Annotated in this window: 25 protein-coding genes; 11 read left to right on the top strand and 14 right to left on the bottom strand. The window is 64.8% G+C overall.

The features are described 5' to 3' along the window. Window positions 1-35: 35 nt before the first annotated feature. The 5 genes from ABIA42_RS21795 to ABIA42_RS21775 all read right to left on the bottom strand — a co-directional run bounded on the left by ABIA42_RS21795 (window position 36) and on the right by ABIA42_RS21775 (window position 4,585). On the bottom strand, window positions 36-782 hold the full coding sequence (locus ABIA42_RS21795) for an SDR family NAD(P)-dependent oxidoreductase (protein WP_271533456.1): 747 nt from the start codon (window positions 780-782) through the stop codon (window positions 36-38). 148 nt (window positions 783-930) lie between these two features. Next, window positions 931-1,848: an MBL fold metallo-hydrolase gene (locus tag ABIA42_RS21790; RefSeq protein ID WP_370143640.1), complete on the bottom strand. Its 918-nt coding sequence runs from the start codon at window positions 1,846-1,848 to the stop codon at window positions 931-933. Window positions 1,849-1,931: 83 nt separating this feature from the next. Next, on the bottom strand, window positions 1,932-3,137 hold the full coding sequence (locus ABIA42_RS21785; RefSeq protein WP_370121327.1) for an NAD(P)/FAD-dependent oxidoreductase: 1,206 nt from the start codon (window positions 3,135-3,137) through the stop codon (window positions 1,932-1,934). 121 nt (window positions 3,138-3,258) lie between these two features. Beyond that, complete coding sequence (locus tag ABIA42_RS21780) at window positions 3,259-3,531, bottom strand: hypothetical protein (protein WP_370121330.1); 273 nt, start codon at window positions 3,529-3,531, stop codon at window positions 3,259-3,261. 94 nt (window positions 3,532-3,625) lie between these two features. After that, window positions 3,626-4,585, bottom strand: coding sequence for a helix-turn-helix domain-containing protein (locus tag ABIA42_RS21775; RefSeq protein WP_370121333.1), 960 nt, complete (start codon window positions 4,583-4,585; stop codon window positions 3,626-3,628). 298 nt (window positions 4,586-4,883) lie between these two features. On the opposite strand from ABIA42_RS21775, the gene ABIA42_RS21770 reads away from it, so the two are divergent. From ABIA42_RS21770 to ABIA42_RS21750, 5 genes are all read left to right on the top strand, one after another. Further along, window positions 4,884-5,051 (top strand): hypothetical protein, encoded by a 168-nt coding sequence (locus ABIA42_RS21770; RefSeq protein ID WP_271533452.1) that lies wholly within the window; start codon window positions 4,884-4,886, stop codon window positions 5,049-5,051. Window positions 5,052-5,113: 62 nt separating this feature from the next. Further along, a complete protein-coding gene (locus ABIA42_RS21765) occupies window positions 5,114-5,521 on the top strand; it encodes a hypothetical protein (RefSeq protein ID WP_271533451.1) in 408 nt (135 codons plus the stop codon). Between the two features lie 149 nt (window positions 5,522-5,670). Beyond that, window positions 5,671-7,134 (top strand): GH1 family beta-glucosidase, encoded by a 1,464-nt coding sequence (locus tag ABIA42_RS21760; protein ID WP_370121337.1) that lies wholly within the window; start codon window positions 5,671-5,673, stop codon window positions 7,132-7,134. 168 nt (window positions 7,135-7,302) lie between these two features. Then, entirely contained in the window at window positions 7,303-8,535 is a 1,233-nt protein-coding gene (locus ABIA42_RS21755; protein WP_370121340.1) for an acetyl-CoA C-acetyltransferase, read from the top strand. A 342-nt stretch (window positions 8,536-8,877) separates the two neighbouring features. Then, on the top strand, window positions 8,878-9,180 hold the full coding sequence (locus ABIA42_RS21750; protein ID WP_035705209.1) for an HU family DNA-binding protein: 303 nt from the start codon (window positions 8,878-8,880) through the stop codon (window positions 9,178-9,180). 70 nt (window positions 9,181-9,250) lie between these two features. Here the strand turns inward: ABIA42_RS21750 and ABIA42_RS21745 are convergent, their stop codons facing one another. The 5 genes from ABIA42_RS21745 to ABIA42_RS21725 all read right to left on the bottom strand — a co-directional run bounded on the left by ABIA42_RS21745 (window position 9,251) and on the right by ABIA42_RS21725 (window position 13,234). Then, window positions 9,251-9,406, bottom strand: coding sequence for a hypothetical protein (locus ABIA42_RS21745; protein ID WP_162832024.1), 156 nt, complete (start codon window positions 9,404-9,406; stop codon window positions 9,251-9,253). A gap of 5 nt (window positions 9,407-9,411) precedes the next feature. After that, the gene (gene lon, locus ABIA42_RS21740) at window positions 9,412-11,793 is read right to left on the bottom strand and encodes an endopeptidase La (RefSeq protein WP_370121344.1); all 2,382 of its coding nucleotides are present in this window, start codon (window positions 11,791-11,793) and stop codon (window positions 9,412-9,414) included. Window positions 11,794-11,801: 8 nt separating this feature from the next. Then, entirely contained in the window at window positions 11,802-12,185 is a 384-nt protein-coding gene (locus tag ABIA42_RS21735) for an Hsp20/alpha crystallin family protein (RefSeq protein WP_028180878.1), read from the bottom strand. A gap of 165 nt (window positions 12,186-12,350) precedes the next feature. Further along, window positions 12,351-12,917 (bottom strand): ferritin-like domain-containing protein, encoded by a 567-nt coding sequence (locus tag ABIA42_RS21730; RefSeq protein ID WP_271533447.1) that lies wholly within the window; start codon window positions 12,915-12,917, stop codon window positions 12,351-12,353. A 110-nt stretch (window positions 12,918-13,027) separates the two neighbouring features. Then, window positions 13,028-13,234, bottom strand: coding sequence for a hypothetical protein (locus tag ABIA42_RS21725; RefSeq protein WP_028180880.1), 207 nt, complete (start codon window positions 13,232-13,234; stop codon window positions 13,028-13,030). A gap of 507 nt (window positions 13,235-13,741) precedes the next feature. On the opposite strand from ABIA42_RS21725, the gene ABIA42_RS21720 reads away from it, so the two are divergent. Both ABIA42_RS21720 and ABIA42_RS21715 read left to right on the top strand, forming a co-directional pair. Further along, window positions 13,742-14,395: an L-fuculose-phosphate aldolase gene (locus tag ABIA42_RS21720; RefSeq protein ID WP_370121348.1), complete on the top strand. Its 654-nt coding sequence runs from the start codon at window positions 13,742-13,744 to the stop codon at window positions 14,393-14,395. Between the two features lie 13 nt (window positions 14,396-14,408). After that, on the top strand, window positions 14,409-16,196 hold the full coding sequence (locus tag ABIA42_RS21715; protein ID WP_271533445.1) for a chloride channel protein: 1,788 nt from the start codon (window positions 14,409-14,411) through the stop codon (window positions 16,194-16,196). Window positions 16,197-16,203: 7 nt separating this feature from the next. On the opposite strand, the gene ABIA42_RS21710 is transcribed toward ABIA42_RS21715, so the two are convergent. Continuing rightward, window positions 16,204-16,455 (bottom strand): DUF2798 domain-containing protein, encoded by a 252-nt coding sequence (locus ABIA42_RS21710; RefSeq protein ID WP_271533444.1) that lies wholly within the window; start codon window positions 16,453-16,455, stop codon window positions 16,204-16,206. A 290-nt stretch (window positions 16,456-16,745) separates the two neighbouring features. Between ABIA42_RS21710 and ABIA42_RS21705 the strand changes: the two genes are divergently transcribed. Beyond that, window positions 16,746-17,162 carry a hypothetical protein gene (locus tag ABIA42_RS21705; RefSeq protein ID WP_370121353.1) on the top strand — a complete coding sequence of 139 codons (417 nt, stop codon included), beginning with the start codon at window positions 16,746-16,748 and terminating at the stop codon, window positions 17,160-17,162. A gap of 894 nt (window positions 17,163-18,056) precedes the next feature. Here the strand turns inward: ABIA42_RS21705 and ABIA42_RS21700 are convergent. Then, a complete protein-coding gene (locus tag ABIA42_RS21700) occupies window positions 18,057-19,094 on the bottom strand; it encodes an integrase core domain-containing protein (protein WP_370157164.1) in 1,038 nt (345 codons plus the stop codon). A 627-nt stretch (window positions 19,095-19,721) separates the two neighbouring features. Between ABIA42_RS21700 and ABIA42_RS21695 the strand changes: the two genes are divergently transcribed. Genes ABIA42_RS21695 through uraD form a run of 3 tightly spaced genes read left to right on the top strand, consistent with a single transcriptional unit; the run spans window position 19,722 to window position 21,966 of the window. Further along, window positions 19,722-20,135, top strand: coding sequence for a DUF3830 family protein (locus ABIA42_RS21695; RefSeq protein WP_370121359.1), 414 nt, complete (start codon window positions 19,722-19,724; stop codon window positions 20,133-20,135). Beyond that, window positions 20,136-21,071, top strand: coding sequence for an allantoinase PuuE (puuE, locus tag ABIA42_RS21690; RefSeq protein WP_370121362.1), 936 nt, complete (start codon window positions 20,136-20,138; stop codon window positions 21,069-21,071). Window positions 21,072-21,078: 7 nt separating this feature from the next. Continuing rightward, window positions 21,079-21,966 (top strand): 2-oxo-4-hydroxy-4-carboxy-5-ureidoimidazoline decarboxylase, encoded by an 888-nt coding sequence (gene uraD, locus ABIA42_RS21685; RefSeq protein WP_370121365.1) that lies wholly within the window; start codon window positions 21,079-21,081, stop codon window positions 21,964-21,966. Between the two features lie 232 nt (window positions 21,967-22,198). On the opposite strand, the gene ABIA42_RS21680 is transcribed toward uraD, so the two are convergent. Both ABIA42_RS21680 and ABIA42_RS21675 read right to left on the bottom strand, forming a co-directional pair. Continuing rightward, the gene (locus ABIA42_RS21680) at window positions 22,199-24,925 is read right to left on the bottom strand and encodes a molybdopterin-dependent oxidoreductase (protein ID WP_370121368.1); all 2,727 of its coding nucleotides are present in this window, start codon (window positions 24,923-24,925) and stop codon (window positions 22,199-22,201) included. Next, a complete protein-coding gene (locus tag ABIA42_RS21675; protein ID WP_370121371.1) occupies window positions 24,922-25,749 on the bottom strand; it encodes an FAD binding domain-containing protein in 828 nt (275 codons plus the stop codon). The genes ABIA42_RS21680 and ABIA42_RS21675 overlap by 4 nt, the downstream gene beginning before the upstream one ends. Window positions 25,750-25,857 lie beyond the last annotated feature (108 nt).

The following is a 25,857-nucleotide window of genomic DNA, read 5'->3' as shown; positions in this document are numbered from 1 at the left end:
AAGCCGCTGCACACCTTTCCGGATCATGCTCTAAACTAGGCCAGTCCCAGGCCACCATCGACTGCGAGAACTTGGCCCGTCATCCATTGCGAGGCGGGACCTGCAAGCTGCACGATCCATCGCGCAATGTCGTCGGGAACGCCGCGCCGACCGAGCGGAATTCGCGCGCGCTCTTCGTCCTTGACGGCTTCTGCCGCTTCCGCGGACAGCCCCATCATTCCGGTCAAGGCGCCGGATTCGGTCGGACCGGCCGCGATCGCATTCACCCTTATCCCAAGTGGCGCGAGCTCGAGCGCCCAGCAGCGTGTCAGGTGTTCCAGCGCCGCCTTGCTCGCGGCGTAGTGGGACAGTCCCGCGGCCGGCCGGTGACCAAATGTCGAGGAGATGTTGATAATGGTGCCCCGCGTTGCCTGCAGGTGCGGAAGGGCGGCGCGGGCCAGCAGGCTCGGACCGACCACATTGACGGAAAATATGTCCGCGATCCGCTCGGCCGCGACATCCGACAACGGAAGGATGGCTCCGGCGCCGGCGTTGTTGACGAGCGTGTCCAGCCGGCCCCATCTGCCGATCGCCTCGGCGATGGTCCGCTCGGCGTCTTCTGCGGAAGCGGTATCCGCAATCAGGCCCGCGATGTTCTGATGCTCCGCTATCGTATTCTCAATAGGCCCGGCACGACGGCCGGTGATGAGCACCTTGTCGCCCTGGTTGGCGAAACGGAGAGCTGCGGCTCGACCGATGCCGGAACTGCCGCCTGTGATGATTACGACCTTGTTTTCTTGCATGTTCGTTCGCGTGGTTGCGCCGTTCGAAATCGCCGGAGCGACCGTAGACCAACGCTTCGGCTTCGACGGCTCAGTGCATGTGGAGTCCCAGGGCGCAAACTCATCGCGATGAGCGCGCGCCCTGGTTTGGATTCGGTCCGGCAAGCGCTCAATAGTCCCAGGACACGGGCACCCAGCGGAAAGCGTCGCCGGCGACCGCGACATGACCGACCGACGGGAACGGCATATGCGTGGCCACCAGCAGCTCGCGGTTCGCCGCAAGCTCCCGCAAAAGGTTCACTCTGACGCGGGCGGCTTCCTCGGGATCGTGTTCGAAGCCGTTGTGCCAGTCAGGGTGTTCGAACCCGACGGTGAACACGAGGTCGCCGGCGAATGTCAGTCGCTCGCCGCCGGAGGTCAGGCGGACCACGCTGTGCCCGGGGGTGTGACCGCCGGTGCGGCAGACCACCACCCCCGGCGCGACCTCGAATTCGGCTTCAAACGTCCGGAGCTGGTTGTGATATTCGTGCGCGAACCGCTTGGCCGTCTGTCGAAGTGCGTCGGGGAATCCCGGCGGCATGGAGACGCGGGAGAAATCGGGCGACTCCCAGAACTTGACTTCGGCGGCTGCCACATGGATCCGCAGGTCCGGACGCAGCCGGTCTTTCACGCCTTCGACGAGCAACCCGCCGACATGGTCCATGTGCATGTGGGTCAGCACCACGTCGGTCACGGATGCCAGATCGATGCCGGCGGCCTCCAGTCGCTTGACCAGCTGTCCGGCTCGCGGGAGGTGCAGGTCCGGGTCCAATCCGAGCCCGGCGTCGATCAGAATGGTCTGCTCTCCGCTGCGCACCACGACCACGTTCAACGCCCAGTCGAACGCGTCCGGCGGCAGGAACATGTCATCCAGCCAGGCCGCGCGGACCGCGGGGTCGGCATTGTGCGCCAACATCTCGGCGGGCAGCGGCAGCACGCCGTCGCTGACCACCAGCACGTCGATCTCGCCGACCTTCAGCGCATAGCGCGACGGGACAAGCTCTTCGGGTTTTGATGCAACGGAATAGGAAGCGTTGTGCAAGTTCATGTTGATCTCCTGTATCATGCTTCTGGCTGGTCTTGGTTGATCAGGTCGCGTAGCCAGGAGCGCGGCCGTCATCGCGTCGTGCGTTAGAGGCTGGTCACGCGTTCCGGATCGGCCGACGCGAGCGCAGCGGCGCGTTCGGCCTTCGGCGGATAGATCCAGACCGTGTTGATCTCTTGCTTCGTCTTCTTGGCGACATCACCGACCATCTCGACCTTGCGGTCCCAGCCGCGGGTGAACAGTGCGCCGGCTTCGCCGAGATCGAGACAGGTGACGTAGGCCTTCTGGTGGTAGGGCCTGGTCGGAATGCCGAGCAGCTCGGCGGCGGCATTGTTGCCCGCAAAGGCGCCCATGCGCGTGGCGTGCTGGCACGACATCAGTGCGTAATTGCCCTCGTCGTCGCAGGCGGCGCGGGCCGCATCGCCGGTCGCGAAGACGCCCTCGACGCCCGGCACCCGCAGACAGCTATCGACCAGCAGCCGGCCGAAACTGTCGCGCTCGGCAGGGATTTGCGCCGTCAGAGGGGCCGCACGAATACCCGCCGCCCAGATCACGGTTTCGGTTTCGATGTGCTCACCGCTGGACAAGGTGACGCCGGACTCGTCGAGCGAGGCGACGCCGGCACCGAGGCGGGTCTCCACGCCGAGCTTGTGGAGGGCGCTCTCGATGACCGGTCGCGGGCCTGCACCCATGTCGGGTGCGATCGCGCTGTTGCGCTCGACGATGATGACGCGAGTCCTGGCATTCGGGCCGAGGATTGCACGGAGCCGCGCCGGCATTTCGGTGGCCGCCTCGATGCCGGTGAAGCCGCCGCCGGCGACGACGACCGTGTCGCGCCCGTTCGCGGCCGGCCGCTTGGCAAGGCCATGCAGGTGCCTGTCGAGCGCGATCGCATCGTCGAGCGAGTCGACGCTGAACCCGTGCTCGGCAAGACCCGGGATGTTCGGGCGGAACAGCCGGCTCCCGGTGGCGACCACGAGTCGATCGTAGGAGAGCGCCTTCTTGGAGTCCTTGGCCGTGGCGACCCTCACCGTGTGGGATTGGGTTTCAACCGTCTCGACGCTGCCCTGAACATAGGTGACGTCGATCGCCTCGAGCACATCGAGGAGCGGTGCCGTCAAGGTCTCCGGATTCTTCTCGTAGAGCCGCGGGCGGACGACCAGCGTCGGCTCGGGTGCGACCAGCGCGATCTCGAGTTCGTCAGGCGAGACGCCCTGGATCTCGCGCAGGCGGGCGGCGGAAAGGGCGGCGTACATGCCGGCGAAGCCGGCGCCGATGATGACTAGTCGCATTGACGGTCTCCTTTGGTTGATCTTCCTGGGCACAGGCGCGTTGCCGCCGCCGCTGCGGGTTTGCGGCAAGTCCTGTTGCGGTCAGCGACGACGCGAATGATTGAAGCGAGCTTGCTGACGCCTATTGGAGCGGGCAGCCGGGTGGCCAGTCCTGACGAAAGACGATCGACCGCGCGGACTTGCGGCTCCAGTCCTGATAGGGAAGGCGGAAGCTGTCCCCGCTGATCACCGAAATCACCGGGTGGGCGCGTTGTGCGGATTGCGGCGGGATGTCGTCACCTGTTGCTGAAGTGAAGCGAACAGTCAGCGTAAGTCCGTACACGACCGCAGTAGCGAGCCCCTTGCGTGATGAGGTGATGGCCAACCGGTGGACGAAGTTTTTCCCGATCATCATTTGCCTCCGTCATGGGATTGGACATGGTGATGGTCTAACCGATCAGGCGTGCCGCTGCCCCAGCGCGATTGCTGTCGACATCGAGCGATTGCTGCTAACGCATGCGCCTGCGCCATTCGCTCGGCGTTTCGCCGGTGAGCTTCCTGAAGGCCGCGGCGAACGCCGTCTGCGAGGAATAGCCAAGTGCCGCAGCGATCGAGACGACCGGGTCGTCGCTCTCCCGCAGCATGTTCATGGCCTGCTCGAGCCGGTGTTGGCGCAGCCAGGCATGCGGCGAGAGCCCGGTGCTCTCCTTGAAGGCGCGGCAGAAGTGAAAGCGCGAGAGGCCGGCATCGGACGCCAGCGCATCGAGGGAGACGTCCGCATCGCTGTCCGAGCGCAACCGTTCGATCGCGCGGAGCAGGACCTTCGGCGACAGCCCGCCCATGGTCGGTTGGAACGTGGCCGGTGAACCCGTGTGCGCAGCCAGGACGCGCGTGGCAAGAAGATCCGTCACCTGGTGCCGGAACAGCGTGTCGAGGACCCCATTGCCTTCGAGCGCATCCGCTGCGCTCAAGAGCAGTCGGGACGTAATGGGGTCAGGGTGCGCGGTCCGCTCCAACAGGTCGGCCGCTCCTGTGATCCCGGCTTCGCCGGCAACGCGCTTCAGTGTCGCATTCGGAAGGTAGAGCTGAACGACATCAACGGGCTTCGGAATGTCCCATCGGGAGCTCGATCCTTCCGGGATGATGATCACGACTCCAGGGCGAAACGTGCCGATCGAAACCGATTTTCCCGACCGGCGCTCCATGCGCTGCATCACGCCGTTATATGCCATGATCACGTGGTGGCTCATGGGTTCGACGACGTCATGCAATGGATCGTGTTTCCAGTGCGCGATCCCGGCGCCGGAGGAGTCCAGCGCCATGCGGGTCGGTTCAGTCCTGAGCACCCGCGCCATCTCCACCTCGGCGGTGCGTCGCTCGGACATGGCGATATCGACGGGTTGTGCGCTGGGCAGGGGTGGCTGGCCCCTGGACGGGTGATTGCGCATGAGTGCGGTGCTCCCGGTCATGGCGTGGCTCCTTCTGATCGCTTGCTGCTTCAGATCAGGTGCCCGTGCTTTTACGGGTCGGCGCGAGTTCTATGCGGCGCAGAGGCTCCGGGTCTTGCCTGGAACGGTTCTGTTTTGCCCGATCCTGCTCCGGGCAATCGTGCGGTTACACGAATGCACGATGAGCGACGTTGAGCTGTCGCCCGCCGCCGCGGGCTTGGCGCCGCCCTTAACCGATCAGAAACCATGGAAAATGATCTGAAAATTGTAATGAAACTGCTCGGTCTTCTGCGCGTCGGTTTGCCGGAGGGCCCGTCTGATGACAGAACGCCAGTTGAGAGAGCAGGAATTCCTGATCGCGCGTTACCGGTATTTGGAGCGCGAAGTGACCGACCCGCTTGCCGCGCATCTGCTTCACAGCATCATCGAGGAGCTTGAGGCCGAGCTGCGCAAGGAAAGACCGGATTGGCACGGGCACGGCCATTAACGATTTCTTGGCATTAAATCGTGCCAATGGTCCGCGTGGGAATACCAGGAGAGACTGCTCCCATGCTGAAGGACGGCACCTACGCGGCGTGGTACAGGACGCCCCTCGACCAGGGTACCGGGATCGTCCATGTCGCAGACGGCCAGATTTGGGGCCGTGACAGCCTGATGACATATCACGGCTCCTGCTCGGTCGACGGCGAGCGCTTCACCGCGACCGTATCGACGAAGCGTCATACCGATGGGCGTTCGACGGTCTTTGGCGTTGAGGATGAGCTCACGCTGGACATCGAGGGACGCTGCCCCGGCAAGATCGCGAGCTACACCGCGACGGCACAACAGGTGCCGGGAATGATCCTCCATGGCACGCTCATTCTGACGGAACAGCAGCCACCCGCACGCGAACGAGCCGAGCAGCTGCCGGCGTTCAATCCCGACAAGCTGCGAAAATTGCCGAAGCGCTCGCGCTGAGCGGGAAGCAACCGCGTCGGCTGGCCCGCATCCATATGTCGCGCCAAGGCAGCCAGATTCTGCATCCGGCTTTCGCCAAAGCTTGCTTTTCAAACGGCCCGCGACTCGCCATTGTGCGTCCGCAATCACCCGGAAGCGGAGAAGCATCCATGACGGACAAGGTCTCGCGTCGCCAGCTTGCGAAGATCGCGGGGCTGTCCGCAGCCGGCATGACTGGCGCGCTCGATGCAGCCGAAGCCAAGCCGGCACGGCCGCGGCGCGTTGGAAGCGGCTTTCCGGCGGGCTTTGTCTGGGGCACGGCGACCTCGTCCTATCAGGTGGAAGGCGCGGTCGACGAGGACGGGCGCGGGCCCTCGATCTGGGACAAGTTCGTTCGCATTCCCGGCAAGATCGAGGACGGCACCAATGGTGACCGCGCCAATGAGCACTATCACCGCTACAAGGAGGACATCGCGCTCATCAAGGAGCTCGGCTGCAGGGCCTATCGCTTCTCGGTGGCCTGGCCGCGGCTGTTTCCGGACGGTGACGGCAAGCCCAACCCGAAGGGGCTCGACTTCTACAATCGTCTCGTCGACGAGCTCCTGAAGAACGGCATCGAGCCGTGGCTGACGCTCTATCATTGGGACCTGCCCCAATCGCTCCAGGACCGTTTCGGCGGCTGGCGTTCGACGGAAACCTGCAAGATCTTCGGCGATTACGCGGCCTATGTCGCCGAGCGTCTGACCGACCGGGTCAGGAACGTGTTCACGTTGAACGAGAGCGGCCGCTTCGTCTATTTCGGCTACGGCATCGGCATCGACGCGCCGGGCCTGACGCTGCCGCAAGCCGATGTCAACCAGATCAGGCACAACAGTGCGCTGGCGCACGGGCTCGCGGTGCAGGCGGTGCGCGCCCATGGCCGCCGCGGCACCAGGGTGGGGCCGGCCGAGAACGTCGATGCCTGCGCTCCCGCGATCGACACGCCGGAGAACGTTCGCGCCGCGGAGATCGCGCTGCGCGAGATGAATGCCGGCTATCTCAACGTCATTATGACGGGGCGCTATACCGACGCCTTCCTGAAATTCGCCGGGGCCAACGCGCCGAAATTCACCGATGCGGAGCTCAAGATCATCTCCTCGCCGGTCGACTTCCTCGGCCTCAACATCTACGCGCCACAGAATTACGTCGTGGCCTCCGACCAGGGCGCGGGCTTCATGCCGCTGCCGATCCCGAAATCGTTTCCGCACATGAATTCGGATTGGCTGCGCGTCGGGCCGGAGACGATCTACTGGGTGCCGAAGCTGGCGGCAAAGATATGGAAGACGGATGCGATCTATATCAGCGAGAACGGTGCATCAGGCGACGATGCGGTGACGCCCGACGGCAAGATCTACGACACCGACCGCATCATGTATCTGCGCAACTATCTCGCCCAGCTCCAGCGCGCCACCAGCGAGGGCGTGCCGGTGCGCGGCTATTTCCTCTGGAGCCTGATGGACAATTTCGAGTGGGTATATGGACTGAACAAGCGCTTCGGGCTCTACCACGTCAATTTCGACACCCAGGTTCGCACGCCCAAACTCAGCGCCAGCTTCTATCGCAACGTGATCGCGAAGAACGCGGCGGGAGTGTAGCTCTCCCCTCTTTCGAAGCCCGGCCATGACGTTGCGGCAGCTTTCGTGCGGTCGGCTCGATTTTACGCGCGGCGGAAAATCGGGTGAGGGCGCAAACGCCGCGCATTGACTCCACTCCTCCCCTGATTCACAACGCCCTCAACATCCATAAACGAGAGGACAACGCCAATGGCTGACGCGCTGATCATCGATGCCTGCCGGACCCCACGCGGCATCGGCAAGGCCGGCAAGGGAGCGCTCTCCGGCATTCATCCGCAGCAGCTTGGGGCAACCGTGCTGCGCGCACTTGCCGATCGCACCGGCATCGATACGGCAGACGTCGACGACATCGTCTGGGGCTGCAGCGCGCAGGTCGCAACGCAGAGCGGCGATCTCGGCCGCATGTCCGCGCTCGATGCCGGCTACGACGTGCGCGCCAGCGCGGTGACGCTCGACCGCTTCTGCGGAAGCGGTATCACCAGCGTCAACATGGCCGCGAGCTCGATCATGGCGGGCGCCGAAGACCTCGTCATCGCCGGCGGCTGCGAGATGATGTCGATGGAGGGACGCCGTGGCGGCGGTCCGATGATGATGGACGGCGGCAATCTCCGTCTGCGTGCGCGGCATCCGCAGTCGCATCAGGGCGTCTGCGCCGATGCGATCGCCACCATGGAAGGCATCACGCGAAGGGATGTCGACGCGCTCGGGCTGGAGAGCCAGAGGCGCGCCGCGCATGCGATTGCGAACGGCCACTTCGAGAAGAGCCTCGCGCCCGTCCACCGCGAAGACGGCAGCCTCGCGCTCGACCACGAGGAGTATCCGCGGCCGCAGACCACGATGGAAGGGCTCAGCAGCCTGAAGCCGGCATTTCCCGCCATCGCCGATTACGCGCTCGACGACAAGGGCACGACCTATCGCGGCCTGATCCTGCAAAAATATCCCGATCTGAACATCGACTTCGTGCATCACGCCGGCAACTCCTCCGGCGTCGTCGACGGCGCCGCCGCGATCCTTCTGGCCTCGCCCGCCTACGCGAGGGCGCATGGCCTGAAGCCGCGCGCCCGCGTGGTCGCGATGGCCAACATGGGGGACTCGCCGACCTTGATGCTGAACGCGCCGGTGCCGGCGACGCGCAAGGTGCTGGCGAAGGCGGGCCTCACCATCGACGACATCGACCTGTTCGAGATCAACGAGGCGTTTGCGGTGGTGGCGGAGAAATATATCCGCGATCTCAAGCTCGACCGCGCCAAGGTCAACGTCAACGGCGGCTCGATCGCGCTCGGCCATCCCATCGGCGCCACCGGCTCGATCCTGATCGGCACCGTGCTCGACGAGCTCGAACGGCGCGATCTCAAGCGTGGTCTCGTCACCATGTGCGCCGCCGGCGGCATGGCGCCGGCCATCATCATCGAGCGCGTCTAGCCGATCGCCCCTCACTTTCTCCCTGTTTTTGCGGGGCGTAAGACCGGCGACATGCGATCCGACCCTTATTTTTCAGGGTGAAACACGACCGGCCTTTCACAAAGAGGCCGGTCTTCGCTTGTCGAAAGCGGCGAATCAGTTCTAGCAAGATGTAGTGCGGGCCTTTGAAACAAGGCAAAATCCGCTGCTCAAGGCTCCTTCCGCACTGGAAGTGGCTAAAATGCAGGGTTTTTTGCCACAGCGGGGCAAAATGCCCGTAAAATCGCGACAAAACTGTGCAGAAGGCTATAGGCCTTCGCCGGTTGGTCTAATATGCAGCCGTCACGAATCAGAGGAGACACGATGGCAACCCAAATGTCCAAATCGCAGTTGATCGAAAAGATTGCGACCGCCACAGAGCTTTCCAAGCGCGACGTCAAGAACGTCATGGAGACGCTGACCGACGTCGGCCACAAGGAGCTCAAGAAGAACGGCCTGTTCCTGGTGCCGGGCTTCGCCAAGTTCGTGGTCATCAAGAAGCCCGCGACCAAGGCGCGCAAGGGCACCAACCCGTTCACGGGTGAAGAGATGATGTTCAAGGCCAAGCCGGCCCGGAAGATCGTCCGCGCCCGCCCGGTCAAGGCCGCCAAGGACGCCGTGTCCTGAGAACGCAAAGACCCCCTTCAAGGAGGGGGCCTTTTGTTTGGGGCAGCCGCGAGGGCTTGAGACGGAGGGCTCAACCCTTGCGGCGCTTCACCCGGACCGGGACCGGCTGAAGCCGCGGCTCAGGCGCCGCAAGCGCATCGCGAACCCGGTCGATCGCGCGATCGAGCAGTTGGCGCAGCCGCTGCGTCTTTCGCGATCTCTTCGCTTTCTCCAGCAGTTTCTTCATCGCATTCACTCCGCAGCTTCGACCTTGAACTCGGTCGGCTCGAGCGCCGCGGCGATCGCCTCGTCGACGCGCTCCAGCCAGATGAATTCAAGGTTGTCCCGCGCGCTTTTCGGGATGTCGTCATAATCCCGCTTGTTGCGGGCCGGCAGCATCACCCGCTTCAATCCGGCGGCGGCCGCAGCCACCACCTTCTCCTTGATGCCGCCGACCGGCAGCACCAGGCCGCGCAGCGAGATCTCGCCGGTCATCGCGGTGTCGCTGCGCACCGTGCGATTGCTGAGCAGGGACGTCAGCGCCGTGAACATCGCGACGCCGGCGCTCGGCCCGTCCTTCGGGGTTGCGCCCGCGGGGACGTGAACGTGGATGTCGCTCTTTTCGAACAGAAGGGGATCGATGCCGAGCTGGGCGGCTCGGCTCTTCACCAGCGTCAGCGCAGCCTGCACGCTCTCCCGCATGACGTCGCCGAGCTGGCCGGTCAGGATCAGACCGCCCTTGCCGGGCACGCGCGTCGCCTCGATGAACAGGATGTCGCCGCCGACCGGCGTCCAGGCAAGGCCGGTGGCCACGCCGGGAACGCTGGTGCGCAGTGCGATCTCGCCTTCGAAGCGAGGCTGGCCGAGCACGGTGGCGATGTCGTTCGGCGTGACGACGACCTTCGCGGCCGTGCCTTCGGCGACCTGCACCGCGGCATGCCGGAACACCTTGCCGATCTCGCGCTCGAGATTGCGCACGCCGGCCTCGCGGGTGTATCCCTTGACGATCAGCTTCAGCGCTTCCGGCTCGATCTCGGCCTGCTCGGCCGAGAGGCCATTGGCCTCGAGCTGCCGCCGCACCAGATAGCGCTGCGCGATCTCGAGCTTCTCGTCCTCGGTGTAGCCGGCGAGGCTGATCAGCTCCATGCGGTCCAGCAGCGGACCCGGGATCTGGTCCAGCATGTTGGCGGTCGCGATGAACACCACGCGCGACAGGTCAAAGGGCACGCCCAGGTAATTGTCCCGGAACGTCCCGTTCTGCTCGGGGTCGAGCACCTCCAGCATGGCGGCGGAAGGGTCGCCCTGCACGCCACGGCCCATCTTGTCGATCTCGTCCAGCATCATGACGCAGTTCCGCGCGCCGGCCTTCTTGATGCCCTGGATGATGTTGCCGGGCAGCGCGCCGATATAGGTGCGCCGGTGCCCCCGGATCTCGGCCTCGTCATGCACGCCGCCCAGGCTGACCCGCACGAAGGGACGATTCATCGCCCGGGCGATGGAATGGCCGAGCGAAGTCTTGCCGACGCCGGGCGGGCCGACGAAGCACAGGATCGGGGCCTTGCCCTGCGGGGCGAGCTTGCGCACCGCCAGATATTCGATGATCCGGCTCTTGATCTTCTCCAGGCCGAAATGATCTGCGTCCAGGATGCGGCGCGCCTCCTTGATGTCGATCGGTTTCTCCTCGGGCAGCGCCCAGGGCAGCTCGATCAGCCAGTCGAGATAGGTGCGGACCATGCCGGCTTCGCCGGCGGCTTCCGGCATGCGCTCGTAGCGGCGCAGCTCCTTCTTGGCGTGCGCCTCCGCCTCCGGCGGCATGTTGGCCTTGGCGATCGCGGCCGTCAGCTCGGTGACCTCCGCCGCCTTGCCGTCGCCTTCGCCGAGCTGGCGCTGGATGGTCGCCATCTGCTCGCGCAGGATCGCCTCGCGCTGCCGCTCGTCGAAGCTGGCGCGGGTCTGCTGGCCGATCTCCTTGCTGATGCGCAGCACCTCCAGCCGCTCGGCCAGATGCTTCGACACCTTCTCCACGCGAAGAGCGAGATCGATGGTCTCCAGCACCTCCTGCTTGTCCTGCGGCTTGATATCCATGAAGGAGGTCGCCAGATCCGCCAGTGCGCCGGGCGCGCTGGTGCCCTGGAAGACCGCGGCCAGCTCGGGCGGCGCCTGCGGCAGCAGCTCGATCGCCTCGATCGCCTGGCGCTGCAGGTTCAGCGCGCGCGCCTCGATCTCGGGCGAGGTCGTGGTCGGCTCGGGGATCTGCTGGATGCGGGCGGCCGGGAACGGCGTCCCCGGCAGGAAGTCGAGGATGCGCGCGCGCTGCACGCCCTGGCAGACGATGTGGTTGGTGCCGTCGGGCGCGGTGATGTAGCGCACGATGTTGGCGATGGTGGCGACCCTGTAGAGGTCGTCCGGCCCGGGCTCCTCGGTCTCGGGGCTGCGCTGCAGGACGATGCCGATCGGGCGCTGCTCGCGCAGCGCCTGCTGCGCGGCGGCGATGGACTTCGCCCGGCCGATCGTGATGGGCGCGATGGCGCCGGGAAACAGCACCATCTCGCGCACGGGGATGATGATCAGCGCGTCCTCGGGGATCTTCACGTCGTTATTGGTCTGTTCGTTGTTCATCTGTTCGTTGGCCATGATCGACCTCAGGATTTGGCAAGGCGCAGCGCGACGCAGCCGTCCATCACGAAGCGGCTGATGGCATAGCGGCCAAGGGGCAGCGCGATGCGCCGCTCGAAGCGGCCCTGCGGCAGCTCGAGCCGATGGATGCGGGCGTTGCGAAGCTCCGGCGGGAGGGTGCGCTGACCGGAGATGACGAGAACGCCGTCATGGATGACCGTCTCGACATTGTCCGGATTGACGCCGGGAAGCGCCACCAGGATCAGGAGCTCACGCTCGGTTTCGAGCACGTCGATCGGCGGCTCCCAGCAGGCTTCCTGGCGGCCGAACTGCTGGCGCAGCCGGTCGGCGCGGGTCAGCGAGTCCAGGGCTTCGGACAGCATCCAGTTGAGGGGATTTTTGGGTTGCATGATGCGGGCTCGGGGGTGGGAAAGCCTGCATATGGGGCTGGTTCCCGGGAAATCCAGTGCGGTGGCGCCGGTGTGCCATGCGCCGTCGTGCCATCGAACAAGAAAGTGCCGAACGAGAAAACGCCGCGGCACGGGCCGCGGCGTTTCGTCATTGGCCGGCGCGGGTCAGGCCGCGGCGCGGTACTCTTCTTCCGCTTCCAGGTTGATCACGGAGGTGGCGAGCTCCGTCAGCGTGTGATCGGTGGCCTCTTCCTCGTCCAGCGTCGCCTGGAGCAGCCTTGCTGCGTCCTGCATGCCGAGCTCCTCGGCCCAGGTGCGAAGCGTGCCGTAGCGGGAGATTTCGTAGTGCTCGACAGCCTGGGCGGCCGCGAGCAATCCGGCATCGAGCGCCGGCGCGCCCTTGAACTCCTTCATGATCTCGGCGCCTTCGTCGGTAATGCCGTTGATCGCCTCGCAGGGCTTGCCGCGTGCTGGCTTGCCCAGCATCTTGAAGATCTGGTCCAGCCGCTTGACCTGGCCCTGGGTCTCGCGCAGGTGCTTGTTGAAGGCGGCGGTCAGCTCTTTCGACTGCGCTGCCTTAGCCATCTTGGGCAAGGTCTTGATGATCTTGTTCTCGGCGAAATAGATGTCCTTCAGCGTCTCCAGAAACAGGTCGCTGAGCATCTTCGGGGCCTGACGCGGTCGCCGCGCCGCTGTCTTCCTGGTCGCGCGCTTCTTTGCTCGTTTAGCCATACATCCTCCTCTTGAGGTGACACGGGAAGGCGTCGCCTTCCTCAATCCTCGGGCGATCAAAACCTTCGGAGAACGAAAGTTCCAAACTGCAACCCGCGTTCGCGGATCGCTCAGGTCGGGCGCTTGTACGGGTCTTCCTGGCGCTGCCGCTCTTCCGTCGCGCGATCAAGGCGTGCCCGCTCGCTGCCGCGCAGATGGCCGGCCTTCATCACCCCGTAAACGAGGGCTCCGCCGAGCACGAACGCGCCGATGAACCAGAGCCAAAGCATCTGGGCCGAGGCGTGGCCCAGCAGCATGCCAATTCCGCTGTCGCTCATGATTGGTCTCCATCGATCTCCATTGTGGTCATGCTGAGCTAAGTCGGCGGCCGAAACGTCGTTCCATGCGCCTGCGGCGTCAGACCGGATCCGCCAGCGGTGGCCGGACCGCCGCACCCTTGGGCTCGTTGCCCCGGATATCGTCTTCGATGCCCAGACGCGACAAGGCCGACGGAGCCAGATCGCGCGGCGCGCGCCGCTGATCGCCGCCTCGATCTTGGCGGTGATCGCGCACACCCTTGGTCGCACTGGAAGTGCCGTGCTCTCGCGCGTTTTCGCATGCTGCTCGCGGCCTCCTCAGTGTGGTTCGTGATCCCCGGGATTGCTGCGGCCCGGACGAGCCTGCCAATGGGCCGCGACAATTTGTAGATTCTTTCATATTTCCGTCCGTTTCGTGGTTTGGCAGGGGCGTCGCCGACACGGAAAGGCTCCGGGACTCTTTCGCTTGCGCTGCCATATTGCTTTGACGTACTTCCGGTCCAGCTAGCCCTTCGTCAGGAAATCGCAATGTCGATGAGAGCAGACGAACTCGCCAAGAGACAGGCCATTATCGACGCCTGCCGGCGCATGAACGCGCTCGGCATCAACCAGGGCACCTCGGGCAATATCAGTGTCCGGCATGTGGACGGGCTCCTGGTCACGCCGACCAGCGTGCCCTATGACGCCATGTCGCCGGACCAGATCGTCTTCATGGCCATGGACGGCACACACGCGCCCGATCAGAAACCGTCCAGCGAGTGGCGCTTCCATCGCGACATCCTGAAGTCGCGGCCCGACGTCAATGCCGTGGTGCACGCCCATCCGACCTATTGCACCATCCTGGCCATCATGGGCATGGAGATCCCGCCCGTGCACTACATGATCGCGGCCGCCGGCGGCGACAGCATCCGCTGCGCGCCCTATGCGACGTTCGGAACGGCGGAGCTGTCCGAACATGCGGTGCGGGCGCTGGAAGGCCGGCTTGCCTGCCTGCTCGACCACCACGGCATGATCGCGATCGGCAAGACGCTGGACAAGGCGATGTGGCTCGCCGTCGAGGTCGAGACGCTGGCGCGGCAATATCACGGCTGCCTCCAGATCGGACGGCCGCCGCTGCTCTCCAGCGACGAGATCGAGCGGGTCCGCCAGCGCATGGCCGGCTACGGACTGGCGGAAGGGTAGGGGCGGGCAGAGGGTGTTCGTGCGGATCAGGCATCTCGTCGATCGCAAGGGGACGAACCGCACCATGGTTCGGCTGCGCGCCCTGCTGCGCAGCAACGAGTTCTACCTGATCCCGCTTGCGCTGGTGATCGGCACGCTCGCGGGCTCGGTCGTGACGCTGATGGCCCAGATTGCCCAGATCGCGCATGTGGTAATCTACGGCATTCCCATTGATGTTCACCTGTCGGCTCACGAGAGCGTCAGCCCGTGGGCGGCGCTGATCGCACCTGCGCTCGGAGGGCTCTCGCTCGGCATCATGGAATGGTCGCGGCGGCGCATGAAGATCTCGAACGCGGTGGACCCGATCGAGGCCAATGCGCTACGCGGCGGCAATCTCTCGATGCGCGACAGCGTGGTGGTGTCGAGCCAGACGCTGATCTCCAACGGCTGCGGCGCCTCGGTCGGCCTCGAGGCCGGCTATACCCAGATCGGTTCGGGAATCGCTTCGCTGCTCGGTAAGTTCTTCAATCTTCGCCGCAACGATCTGCGTCTGATGGTCGGTTGCGGCGCGGCGGCCGCGATCGCGGCGGCGTTCGGCGCGCCGATCACCGGCGCCTTCTACGCCTGCGAGCTGATCGTCGGTGTCTATTCGGTCGGCAGCGCCGCGCCGATCCTGGCGGCCTCGCTGGCGGGCGCCCTGACCGCGCAATGGCTGGGCGGCGCGCCCTATTCGCTGGAGATCCCGAAGGTCAGCGCCGTCGGCGTCGAGCAGTACCTGGCCCTGATCGGGCTCGCCCTCATCACCAGCGGCGTCGGCATCGCCGTGATGCGCTCCTCGCCGATGTTCGAGCGCCTGTTCGTCTGGATGCCGGTCTGGCTGCGTCCGGTGATCGGCGGCCTCATCGTCGGCGGCTTCGCGATCATCACGCCGCAGGTGCTGGCAGCCGGCCACGGTGCCATGGTGCTCGATCTCTTTCACGAGATGACGATCGGCCTGATCGCGCTGGTCATCGCCTTGAAGGTGACGGCCTGCCTGATCTCGCTCGCCTCGGGTTTCCGCGGCGGCCTGTTCTTCGCCTCGCTGTTCGTCGGCAGCCTGATCGGAAAGTTCTTTGCCGCGGTGCTGCTCCTGATCAGCCCGAACTTCGCGATCGATCCGCTGGTCGCGATGCTGACGGGCATGGCGACGCTCGGCGTCGCCATCGTCGGCGGTCCCCTGACGATGTCGTTCCTCGTGCTCGAGATGACGCGCAATGTCGACGTCACCGCGGTGGTGCTCGCCGGCTGCATCGTTACCTCGATCTGCGTCCGCTTCATGTTCGGCCACTCCTTCTCGACCTGGCGGCTGCATCTGCGCGGCGAGACCATCCGCAGCGCCAACGACGTCGGCTGGCTGCGCAACCTCACGGTCGAGCGGCTGATGCGCTCCGACGTCGGCAAGGTGCCGTCGACCACGACGATCGCCGCGGTCCGCCGGGAGTTCGCGCTGGGCTCGCGGCCCGGAATCGTGATCGTCAACAATGCGGACGAATATGTCGGGCTCGTCATGCTGCCCGACTTGTTCTCCAACGATCTCGACAGCATCGCCGACGACATCCAGGTGATCGAGCTCGCCCGCCTGATCGACATCGTGCTGATCCCGGAAATGAACGTGAAATCGGCGATGGCCGTGTTCGACGAGGCCGAGGCCGAGATGCTGGCGGTGGTCGATTCCACCGACAGCCGCAAGGTGGTCGGCTTTCTCACCGAGAGTTTCGCCCGCCGCCGCTATGTCGAGGAGATCGACAAGGCGACGAGGGGCGTGCTTGGGGCGCTCTCGTAACGGTCGGCTATTGGCCGGGTGGGGCTGCAACGAGGCAGGCCACGATCCGGCGGACGAGTGGCAGGACCATGAGCAGCGTCGGAAACGCGACGAGCCAGGACAGCGCCCAGGCGCCCGGCCAGGTCGCCAGGAACGCCGGCGTTGCGCCGAGGCTTCGCAGCGTCGATATGACCGAAACCACCGCCGTCATGAGGATGGACAGCACGAATGGCATTACGATCGGCGCATAGCGCGCCGGCAGTTTGCGAACCGCAATCATCTGACTTCTTTCGAGGAAAAGGACGCGTCGATCACGTTGAAACTTGGAAATGGCATCGATCCCGACGGCGTCGGTTGATGCGTTGGTTCACGTGAAACGCTTACGGCGACCGAGAAACGGCGCGGCTGTTCATTAACCGCTCAGGTTGGATGGTTCAAGCTGGACCTGATCGTTCGGTTTACAATCGTTCAAAGCGTGGCAGGTCGCCGCGATCATGAAACTATTTCAATGGTTTGCGCGTTGTAGGAGGTTTGCTTATGTCTTTTTGGCGAGAACAGAGGAAGGTCGAAATGAGTATTGGACCGATGATTTCCGCAGCCGGCCGCAACACGGTCGTGGCTGCGTTCGCAAGCCTCGCCCTGATCGCGGCCTCCGCATCTCCGTCCACGGCCGCCTCGGCCGGGACACCGGCCGCGAAGGCGGCCGTTGCCGGCCAGGCCGCGTCCGACGTCACTGATTTCAGCGCAGCCCGGCGTCGCCATTACCACCGACGCGGGCCGAACGCCGCAGGTCTCGCCTTCATGGGCATGGCGGCAGGTCTGATCGGAGGCGCGATCGCCGAGAGCCGCCGCCGCGAGTACTATGAGAACCGCTACTATTATGGCCCGCGTCCTTACTATGGCGGCCCGGGCTATTACGGCGGTCCGGGTTACTACGGCGGCGGTCCTAATTATTACGGTCCGGGCTATGGTTACGCGCCATATTGAGCAGTCGCGTTCGCCAAAAGGGGCGGTGCTTTGCACTGCCCTTTTTGATTCTGGCATCGTTTCCCTTCTACCGGCGAACCGTGATCGCGTAGTCGAGATGGAGCTAACGGGTCGCGCGAGGGCGCGCCCCGTAGTCCCCATCTGGGCTACAGGGTCTCACCGGCGAGCGGGGCTGTTTTGCCGCTCTGTCAATCCGTCTCTGCGGAAATATTCCACTTTACCGAAATTCGGAAATAGCGTATGTGTCGCCCATCCCGGCTCATTCTTGAGGGGCGATCATGAGGTCGTCATTGTCGCGAGCCGGGCTTGCGGTGGACGCCGCAGCGTCGTGCACGAGAGGTGAAGGGCAGGGCGGATTGCTCTCCGTGAGCCCGAAGCTGCGTGCGGACGAGCGGCGCTGCTAGGCTTCGTCTCGCCTGTAAGTTTCCAGCTCCGTCGACAGGGCTGGGAAAACTGCGGGCGAAATGGCGGGCCGCGCGTACGGCAAAACCGTGTGGTCCTGGCCGTCGTTGCTACGGTCAAGCTCTTGCGGAGGCGGCAGTCGCGTCAACCGGCGCGGTGCCGGTGAATTTCGCGGGAGTGAGGGAGGCCAGAACGAACTCGGCTCCCGGGAGAGCGCGGCATAAGCCGTCCGACCATCGCGCAGGGAAGGCCGAGTGATTGGCACCACCTGTATGCTGCTGTGCGGTCTCTTTGCGCTACATTTTCGCGCAGCGGACCGCGGGTGCGAGGTCAGCACCCGGTCTTCCCTGTGCCCTCTTGGCTCAAGAGGGTGAGCGACGAAGCAAAGCTCGGGCGAATTCAGCCGCGAGAACGCCAAGCCGTGTCTGCGTTTCAAAATGCGTGATGGAAGAGCGGCATCGCCGCCTCATCCTCCGTCATTGCTGTCGATGTTCAATAATTCGCTGATTGGATCGCGGTGGTCTTGGAAGCGGCGAAGGCCTTGGGAGTTTGTCCAGCCAAGGCCTGATGGGGTCTGTGGTTGTTGTAGTAGACGAGGTATTCGAACAGTTCGTTGGCAAAGTGATCGAGGTTGTCGAAGGTCGTGCCCTCGATGACGTCATCATCCAGCGTGCGCCAGAAGCGTTCGACTTTGCCATTGGTTTGCGGCCGATAGGGCCTGGTGTAGCGGTGTTTGATGCCGAGCTCGAGCAGCATGGCCTCGAACGGATGCTCGTCCGGCTTGGTGCGGGCAGCAAACTCGGCGCCGTTGTCGGACAGAATTTCCTGGAAGACCAGCCCGTAAGTGAGGTTGAGGGTGTTGATCATCTTCAAGGTCTTGAACATGACCGGCAGCGCCTTCTTGGAGGTCAGGACCTCGGCCCAGGCCAGACGCGAGCAACTGTCGATCAGGCTGATGATGTAGGCCGTGACCGGGGGTGGCGCGAGGAACATGTCGCGCGGCAATTGATGCAGATCGACGTGGCCCAGCTCCCCGAGCTTGTCCTTGATAATACGGCGTTTCTCCTCGCGCATCGCCGGCGTGCGGCGGTTCAGCTGATGGCGCCTCAGCACCCGGTAGATCGTGATCGGTGAGGGTACCGTGTCGCGCGTCTCGCGCAAGACGGCATGAATCTCATAACGGTTCATCCCCCGCTTGCGATGGGCGACGATCTCCGCCTCGATTCCTTCCGGCTCGCGCCGTTCCCGCCACTTGGGGCCGCGCCGCCGCGGCAGCAGGTCCGCTTCCTCGCCGCTCTGCAAATAGCGATTGTAATACTTGCGGAACGTCTGCGAGCAGGTGCCGTGGTGCCGATAGAAGTCGCCGACCCGCTTGAACAGCGGCGATCGGCCAGCCTTCACCGCCTCATACTCCGGGATCAGAAAACGCCACTTCTGTAGATAGTTGCGCTCAATCGTCCGGTCGTAGCTGTTGTCGCGCATCGGATCGTCCTCCGCCTGGAGCGATCCAATCAGCGAATTAGTGAACATGCACAATTGCGAGCGCAGCAACTTGTCCGCCGAAGCCTTCGGCGAAGGCGGAAGCAATCCATAATCTTTCCACAGCGACAGCCCGGATTGCTTCGTCGCAAGAGGTCCTCGCAATGACGATGTCGACAGAGCCTGCGCCAAACTCCACTCTCGTGCCCCGGACGCAGCGCAGCGTCCCTTCGACGGTGCGCTGCAGAGCCGGGGCCCATGCTGCTGTGTCGTACTGTGGCCCTGGGTCCCGGCGCAACGCTTGCGCGTTGCAGCTCGTCCTGGACACGGGAGAGCTGCATTGCCGCGCTCGAGCTCGCAACTCGCAGACGTCGCTTGGCGCCGGCCCCGGCCAACTATTCGGCAATTCCGCCGGCGGCGCCGGTGGACTTGCCCGCCACAATCCGGTTCAATGCAGCCAATTTGAGTTTCCCGGGCGACAGCGATGGCGCCATGACATGCGAGACCCAAAGGGGTGCCTCCGCCAGCCGCCGGGCCGGAGCCAGACACGCGCGGAGCGGCATTTTCGGGGGGCTGCGATCGCAGGTGATGGACCGCGCCACTTGCGTGAAACTGTCGGTAATGCTCTTTGCTTGAGCGTTATCCGTGGGGCCATCGGCCCCGATCCAGAGAGATGAGATGAGCAAACTCGTTATCCGCGCCGGCGATTTCACCTTCGATGCCCGCTTCGAGGAGCAATTGGCGCCCAAGACCGTCGCCGCGTTCCGCAAGGCACTGCCGTTCGAAAGCCACATCATCCATGTGCGCTGGAGCGGCGAGGGCGTATGGATGCCGCTCGGCGACCTCGATTTCGGCGTCAGCTACGAGAACCACACCAGCTATCCCGCGCCCGGCCAGATCATCCTTTACCCGGGCGGCATCAGCGAGACCGAGATCCTGCTCGCCTACGGCGGCGTGCACTTCGCGAGCAAGATGGGCCAGCTCGCCGGCAATCATTTCATCACGCTGACCTCGGGCCTTGAGAATCTGGCGACACTTGGCAAGAGCGTGCTGTGGAAGGGCGCCCTGCCGATCCGCTTCGAGGAAGTCTGAGTGACCGATACGAGCTACCCTCGCGATCTCCGCGGCTACGGCCGCAATCCACCGCATCCGCAATGGCCCGACAACGCGCGGATCGCGGTGCAGTTCGTCGTCAATTTCGAGGAGGGCGGCGAGAACAACATCCTGCACGGCGACCGTGCCTCGGAGGCGTTTCTGTCGGACGTGCTCGGCGCGCAGCCCTGGCCGGGCCAGCGCCACGCCAATATCGAATCGATGTTCGAATATGGCTCGCGCGCCGGCTTCTGGCGGCTGTGGCGGATGTTCACTGCGCGCAACTGGCCGACCACCGTGTTCGGCGTCGCCACTGCGCTCAAGCGCAATCCCGAGATCGTCGCGGCGATGAAGGAGGCGGGCTGGGACATCGCGAGCCACAGCCTGAAATGGATCGAGCACAAGGACATGACGGAAGCGCAGGAGCGCGCCGAGATCGCCGAAGCGATCCGCGTCCACGTCGAGGCGACCGGTTCGCGGCCGCTCGGCTGGTACACCGGGCGCTCCTCGATCAACACCAACCGGCTGCTGATGGAGGAAGGCGGCTTCCTCTATCTCTGCGACTCCTATGCCGACGATCTGCCCTATTGGGTGAGGGGGCCGGGCGGCAAGCAGCTCATCATTCCCTATACGTTGGACGCCAACGACATGCGCTTCATCAACCCACAAGGATTCGCTGAAGGCGAGCAGTTCTTCACCTATCTGAAGGACGCCTTCGACGTGCTCTACGCCGAGGGCGAGACCGCGCCGAAGATGATGTCGGTCGGCCTGCACTGTCGCCTTGCCGGCCGGCCCGGCCGCGCGGCGGGGCTGATGCGATTCCTCGACCATATCGGCAAGCATGAGCGTGTCTGGGTGCCGACGCGGTTGCAGATCGCGCAACACTGGCACGACAAGCACGCCCATCTGGCCGCCGACGCATTCGAGATCGGGTGAGAGGACGATGTCGCAGATCTCGCTCGCCGACCTCAACGCCGCAAGCAAGGCCGATTTCGTCGCGGCGCTCGCCAATGTCGTCGAATATTCGCCATGGATCGCCGAGCAACTCGCGGCAAAGCGGCCGTTTGCCGGCATCAATCAGCTGCACGCTGCGCTGATGGCGGCGATCCAGAGCGCCGAGCCTGATGTTCAGTTGGCGCTGATCCGGGCACATCCCGATCTCGCCGACAAGACGCAGCGCGCCGTCGGTCTCACCGCGGAATCGACCGACGAGCAGAACAGCGCCGGACTCGACCGGCTATCGGAGGCCGAATATGCGGCGTTCGAGCGTGCCAACAACGCCTACCGCGACAAGTTCGGCTTTCCCTATATCGTCTGCGTGCGCAGACACACCAGGGATTCCGTGCTGCGCGACTTCGAGACGCGACTGCTCAATATCCCCAAGACCGAGACGCGACGTGCGATCGAGGAAATTGGCCGCATCTCCGCGCTGCGGCTGGATCAGCTCGTCATTGCCGAGGACAGGCTGAAGGTGCACGGCCGGCTCTCGACTCATGTGCTGGACAATCACATTGGCAAGCCTGCGCCAGGCGTCCCGGTCGAGCTCGTGGAGCTCGCGAGCCTTGGCGAGAACCGCGTCATCGCGCGCGCGGTGACCAATGCGGACGGCCGCACCGACCAGCCGCTGATCGGCGGTCGCCCGCTGCCGATCGGTCGCTACGAGCTCAGATTCCGTGTTGCCAAATACTACGCGGAGCGCAATGTGCCGCTGTCCGATCCGCCGTTTCTCGACGAGATCCCGTTGCGCTTTGCGATCAGCGAGCCGGAAAGCCACTACCACGTGCCGCTGCTGGTCACGCCCTGGAGCTATTCGACCTATCGCGGCAGCTAAAGCGTGATGCGATGAGACTTGATCGCTGCAACGACGGAGGTGCACTCCCTCTCCCGCTTGCGGGAGAGGGCTGGGGAGAGGGTATATCCCCAAAGGGACAATCCCCAAGAGGAGAAAGCCCTCTCCCGGCGCACGGGACGAAGCTTCGCTTCGCCCGGACGCGCCGACCTCTCCCGCAAGCGGGAGAGGTGAACGACCCGCGGCAATTGATTCGAGCTAAAGCCATTCGGCTTTAGCTGCCGAACTTCTCGTGCAGCGCCGGAAACAGCCGATCCGGTTTGAAGGGCGGTGCGGTGAAGCGGATGCCGGTGGCATCCGCAATTGCGTTGCCGAGTGCGGCGGCGACCGGATTGTACGGGCTCTCGCTCATCGACTTTGCGCCCAGCGGTCCGATCGTGTCGGCCGTCTCGGCGAAGAACACCTCCGTGCGCGGAACATCGGCGAAGGAGGGCAGGTGGTAGTCGCGGAGTTTCGGGTTGATGACGCGGCCGTTCGCATCGATCACCATCTGCTCGTAGAGCGCAGCGCCGAGCGCCTGCGCCACGCCGCCTTCGACCTGACCGCGGCATTGCATGGGATTGGCGACGACGCCCGCGTCCGCGGCGTGCACGCTCCTGAGAATCCTGAGCTCGCCGGTGCCCTTGTTCACGGCGACACGAAAACCCTGCACATTGAAGCCGACCGAACGCGGCGTGCCGGTGGAATTGCCGGTGCCTGCGAACGGGCATCCGCGGTCGTGCGCGAGCTTTGCAAGTTCCGTATAGGGCATGCGCCGTACGCCGCTGACGACGGCGTCCCCATCGAGCACGCAGGTTTTCACGTCGGACAGCCACGCGCCGGCTGCCGCGGCCTTCAGCTCGGTCGCAAGCTGCATGGCCGCCGCATGCGTGGCCTTGCCCGCGACGAAGGTGCCGGCGCTACCATAGGCGCCGGTGTCGTGGCCGCCATGGGCGGTGTCGGACTGGCGCAGACGGATTCTCTCGACCGTGGTCGCCAGCGTGGTCGCGGCGATCTGGAGGTGCACGGTGCTGGTGCCGTTGCCGAACTCGGCCGTGCCGACGGTGAGGTCGAAGCCGCCGTCGTCGTTGAGCGCGATCGTCGCGTCGGCGATGTGGCCCGCCGGTGGCACCGTATCGATCATGGTCAGCGCGATGCCGTGACCGATCAGCCATTCCGGCGACAGGTCAGGCTCTGGGCCATCGGCCTGCATCGCGCGCTCGACGAGGTCGAGGCACTGGTCGAGCCCGTAGGAGCCGTAGAGCACGTCGTGATATTCGGACGGCGGCGGCGACAGCATGGGATCGCCAGGCTTCACGATATTGCGCCGGCGCATCTCGTAGGGACTGATGCCGAGTTGCCTGGCCAGCTCGTCGATCGCGGCCTCCACGGCGATCAGCGTCTGCGGCAGGCCATAGCCGCGAAACGCGCCCGCCGGCACGGTGTTGGTATAGACGGCGACGCCGTCCACCCGCTTGTTCGGACAATTGTAGACGCTGATGGACTCGCCCAGAGCGTGGAACATCACGGGGCCGGCATGATTGCCGTAGGCGCCGGTGTTGGAGAGCACGTCGAGCTGGAGCGCGGTGAGCTTGCCGTCGGCATCGGCGCCCGCCTTGATGTGGACCCGCATCGGATGCCGCGTCGAGGTCGCGATGAATTGCTCCTCGCGGGTGAGCTCCAGTTTCACAGGCCGCCCGGTCTTGAGCGCAGCAAGCGCCAGAATATCCTCGACGAACATCTCCTGCTTGCCGCCGAAGCCGCCGCCGACGCGCTCGCAGAACACGCGGACCTTGTCCATGGGAAGCTGGAAGATGTCCGACAGCGCGCGGCGGGTCAGGAATGGGACCTGGGTCGAGGTGCGGACATTGAGCACGCCTGCGTCATCGAGCCAGGCGAGGCCGCCATGGGTCTCCAGTGCCGCATGCTGTACACGGTGACTGTGGAAAGTGGCCTCGTAGGTCACGGCGGACGTGGCGAGCGCGGCCGCGACATCGCCGAACTCGCCGTGCGTTTCCGCGACGAGATTACGCTGCGCGTCCGCGACGCGGTTCGCAATGGTGCGGTCAGGATGAATGATTGGCGCGCCCGGCTCCATCGCCTGCTCCGGATCGATCAGCGCGGGCAGAATCTCGTAGCTGACTTTCAGCCTGCGGCATGCCTCCTCGGCGGCGCCTTCGGTCTCGGCGACGACGGCGGCAACCTTTTGGCCGATGAAGCGCACGACGTCGTCGAGGACGCGGGTGTCCTCGGGGTCCATCCAGTCCTTCTCGTGCCGCGCAGTCGAAGTCAGGACGGACGGCGCATCCTCATGCGTCAGCACCGCATGCACGCCGGCTACGCGAAGGGCTTCCGACCTGTCGATCGTGAGGATCCTGGCGTGAGCATGCGGCGAACGCAGCAGCTTGATGTGCAGCAGTCCGTCGATGGCGGTATCGAAGGTGTAGCGCGCCTTGCCGCGCACAATGTCTGGACCCGCCGGCGCCGGCAGGCTGCGGCCGAACGCGGCGCCGGCCTCGACGCTCGCCTCGACATTGGTCTTGCCGAGGATCGCATCCTCGATCGAACGATAACCGGTGCAGCGGCAGATATTGCCCTTCAGCGCCGCGCCGAGATCGGTCCGCTGGGCCTGGTTCAGCGAGGCACAGGTCAGGATCATGCCGGCGGTGCAGAAGCCGCATTGAAAGCCCTGCGCATCGAGGAAGCCCTGCTGCATCGGATGCGTGCCGTCATCTCCGCCAAGACCTTCGATCGTGGTGACGGCGTGTCCCTCGGCGCTGAACGCCGGGATCAGGCAGCTGTGCACCGGCTCCCCGTCGAGCAGCACGGTGCAGGCGCCGCAATCGCCGGCATCGCAGCCCTTTTTGACGCCGAAATGGCCGAGCTCGCGCAGGAACGTGCGCAGGCACTGGCCGGCGCGCGGCTCCTGAGAGAATGCCTTGCCGTTGACCTCGAAGCTCATGGCCGCGTTGCTCCCAGGAGTTCGCGGCGAATTTCTTCGGCGAGCCGCAGCGTCATGTGCTTGCGCCAGAGCGGCTTGCCGTGGATGTCGGTGTTGTACAACTCCTCGGTGACCCCTTCCGAGACGGCGGCGCGGAGCGCAGCGGCGTCCGGCGCCTTGGCAAACGAGAGCTGGACCGGCCGCACCGTCGATGCGGTGATCGTCAATGTCAGTTTGCCATCCGGATCGAGGCTGCCGATCAGAAGCGCTGCCGAGCGGCCGACGGGGGCCAGCGAAATCTGGCGAAAGGCCGCGCGGCGGCGCAACGCGGCAATCGGGATATCGATCTGCCGCAGCAGGTCGCCGGGCATGAGACGGTTGCTCTGGTTGCCGGTGACGAAATCGACGACGGGAATGTTCTGCTCGCCGCCGCCGGCCTTCCAGATGGTGCAGACGCCGTCGAGCGCCGATGTGAGCGAGATCATCGGCCCCGCCGGCAGGGACATGCAGAGATTGCCACCGACCGTGGCTGTCTTCCAGATCTTGAACGAGGCGAGGAAGGCCCGACAACACTGGCCGATCAATGGCGCTGCGAGCCAGTCGGGCGGGCAGGACAGTCCGTCCAGCTGTGCAACCGTGCAGGTGGCGGCAACGGAGAGATGGGTGTCCGTGATCGTCAGCGCCGGCCATCTCAGATCGGCGAGATCGATCAGTCGCCTCAGGTGGACCTGCGGCTCCGAGTACAGCCAGGTGCCGCCTGCAAGCCAAGCATCGCCTGTCGTCCAGGCAGGCAGTTGCGCGCGCGTTTGCGGGTGGGCCACCGTCGTGATGGTATTCAAATCCATGGCTGCGCCAGCGCTTCCGCCCGGTGAATCGTGCAGACGAGTCTTGCAAGACCGGAGCCAAGCCGCAACAAACAAGTCGTAGCAATATCGTGTTCGGGCCGACGTCCC

Origin of the sequence: Bradyrhizobium sp. USDA 327, assembly GCF_041262065.1 — a bacterium.
GTDB lineage: Bacteria > Pseudomonadota > Alphaproteobacteria > Rhizobiales > Xanthobacteraceae > Bradyrhizobium > Bradyrhizobium liaoningense.
The sequence above is the reverse complement of the archived record's forward strand: the minus strand, read 5'-3'. Positions and strand labels throughout refer to the sequence as shown.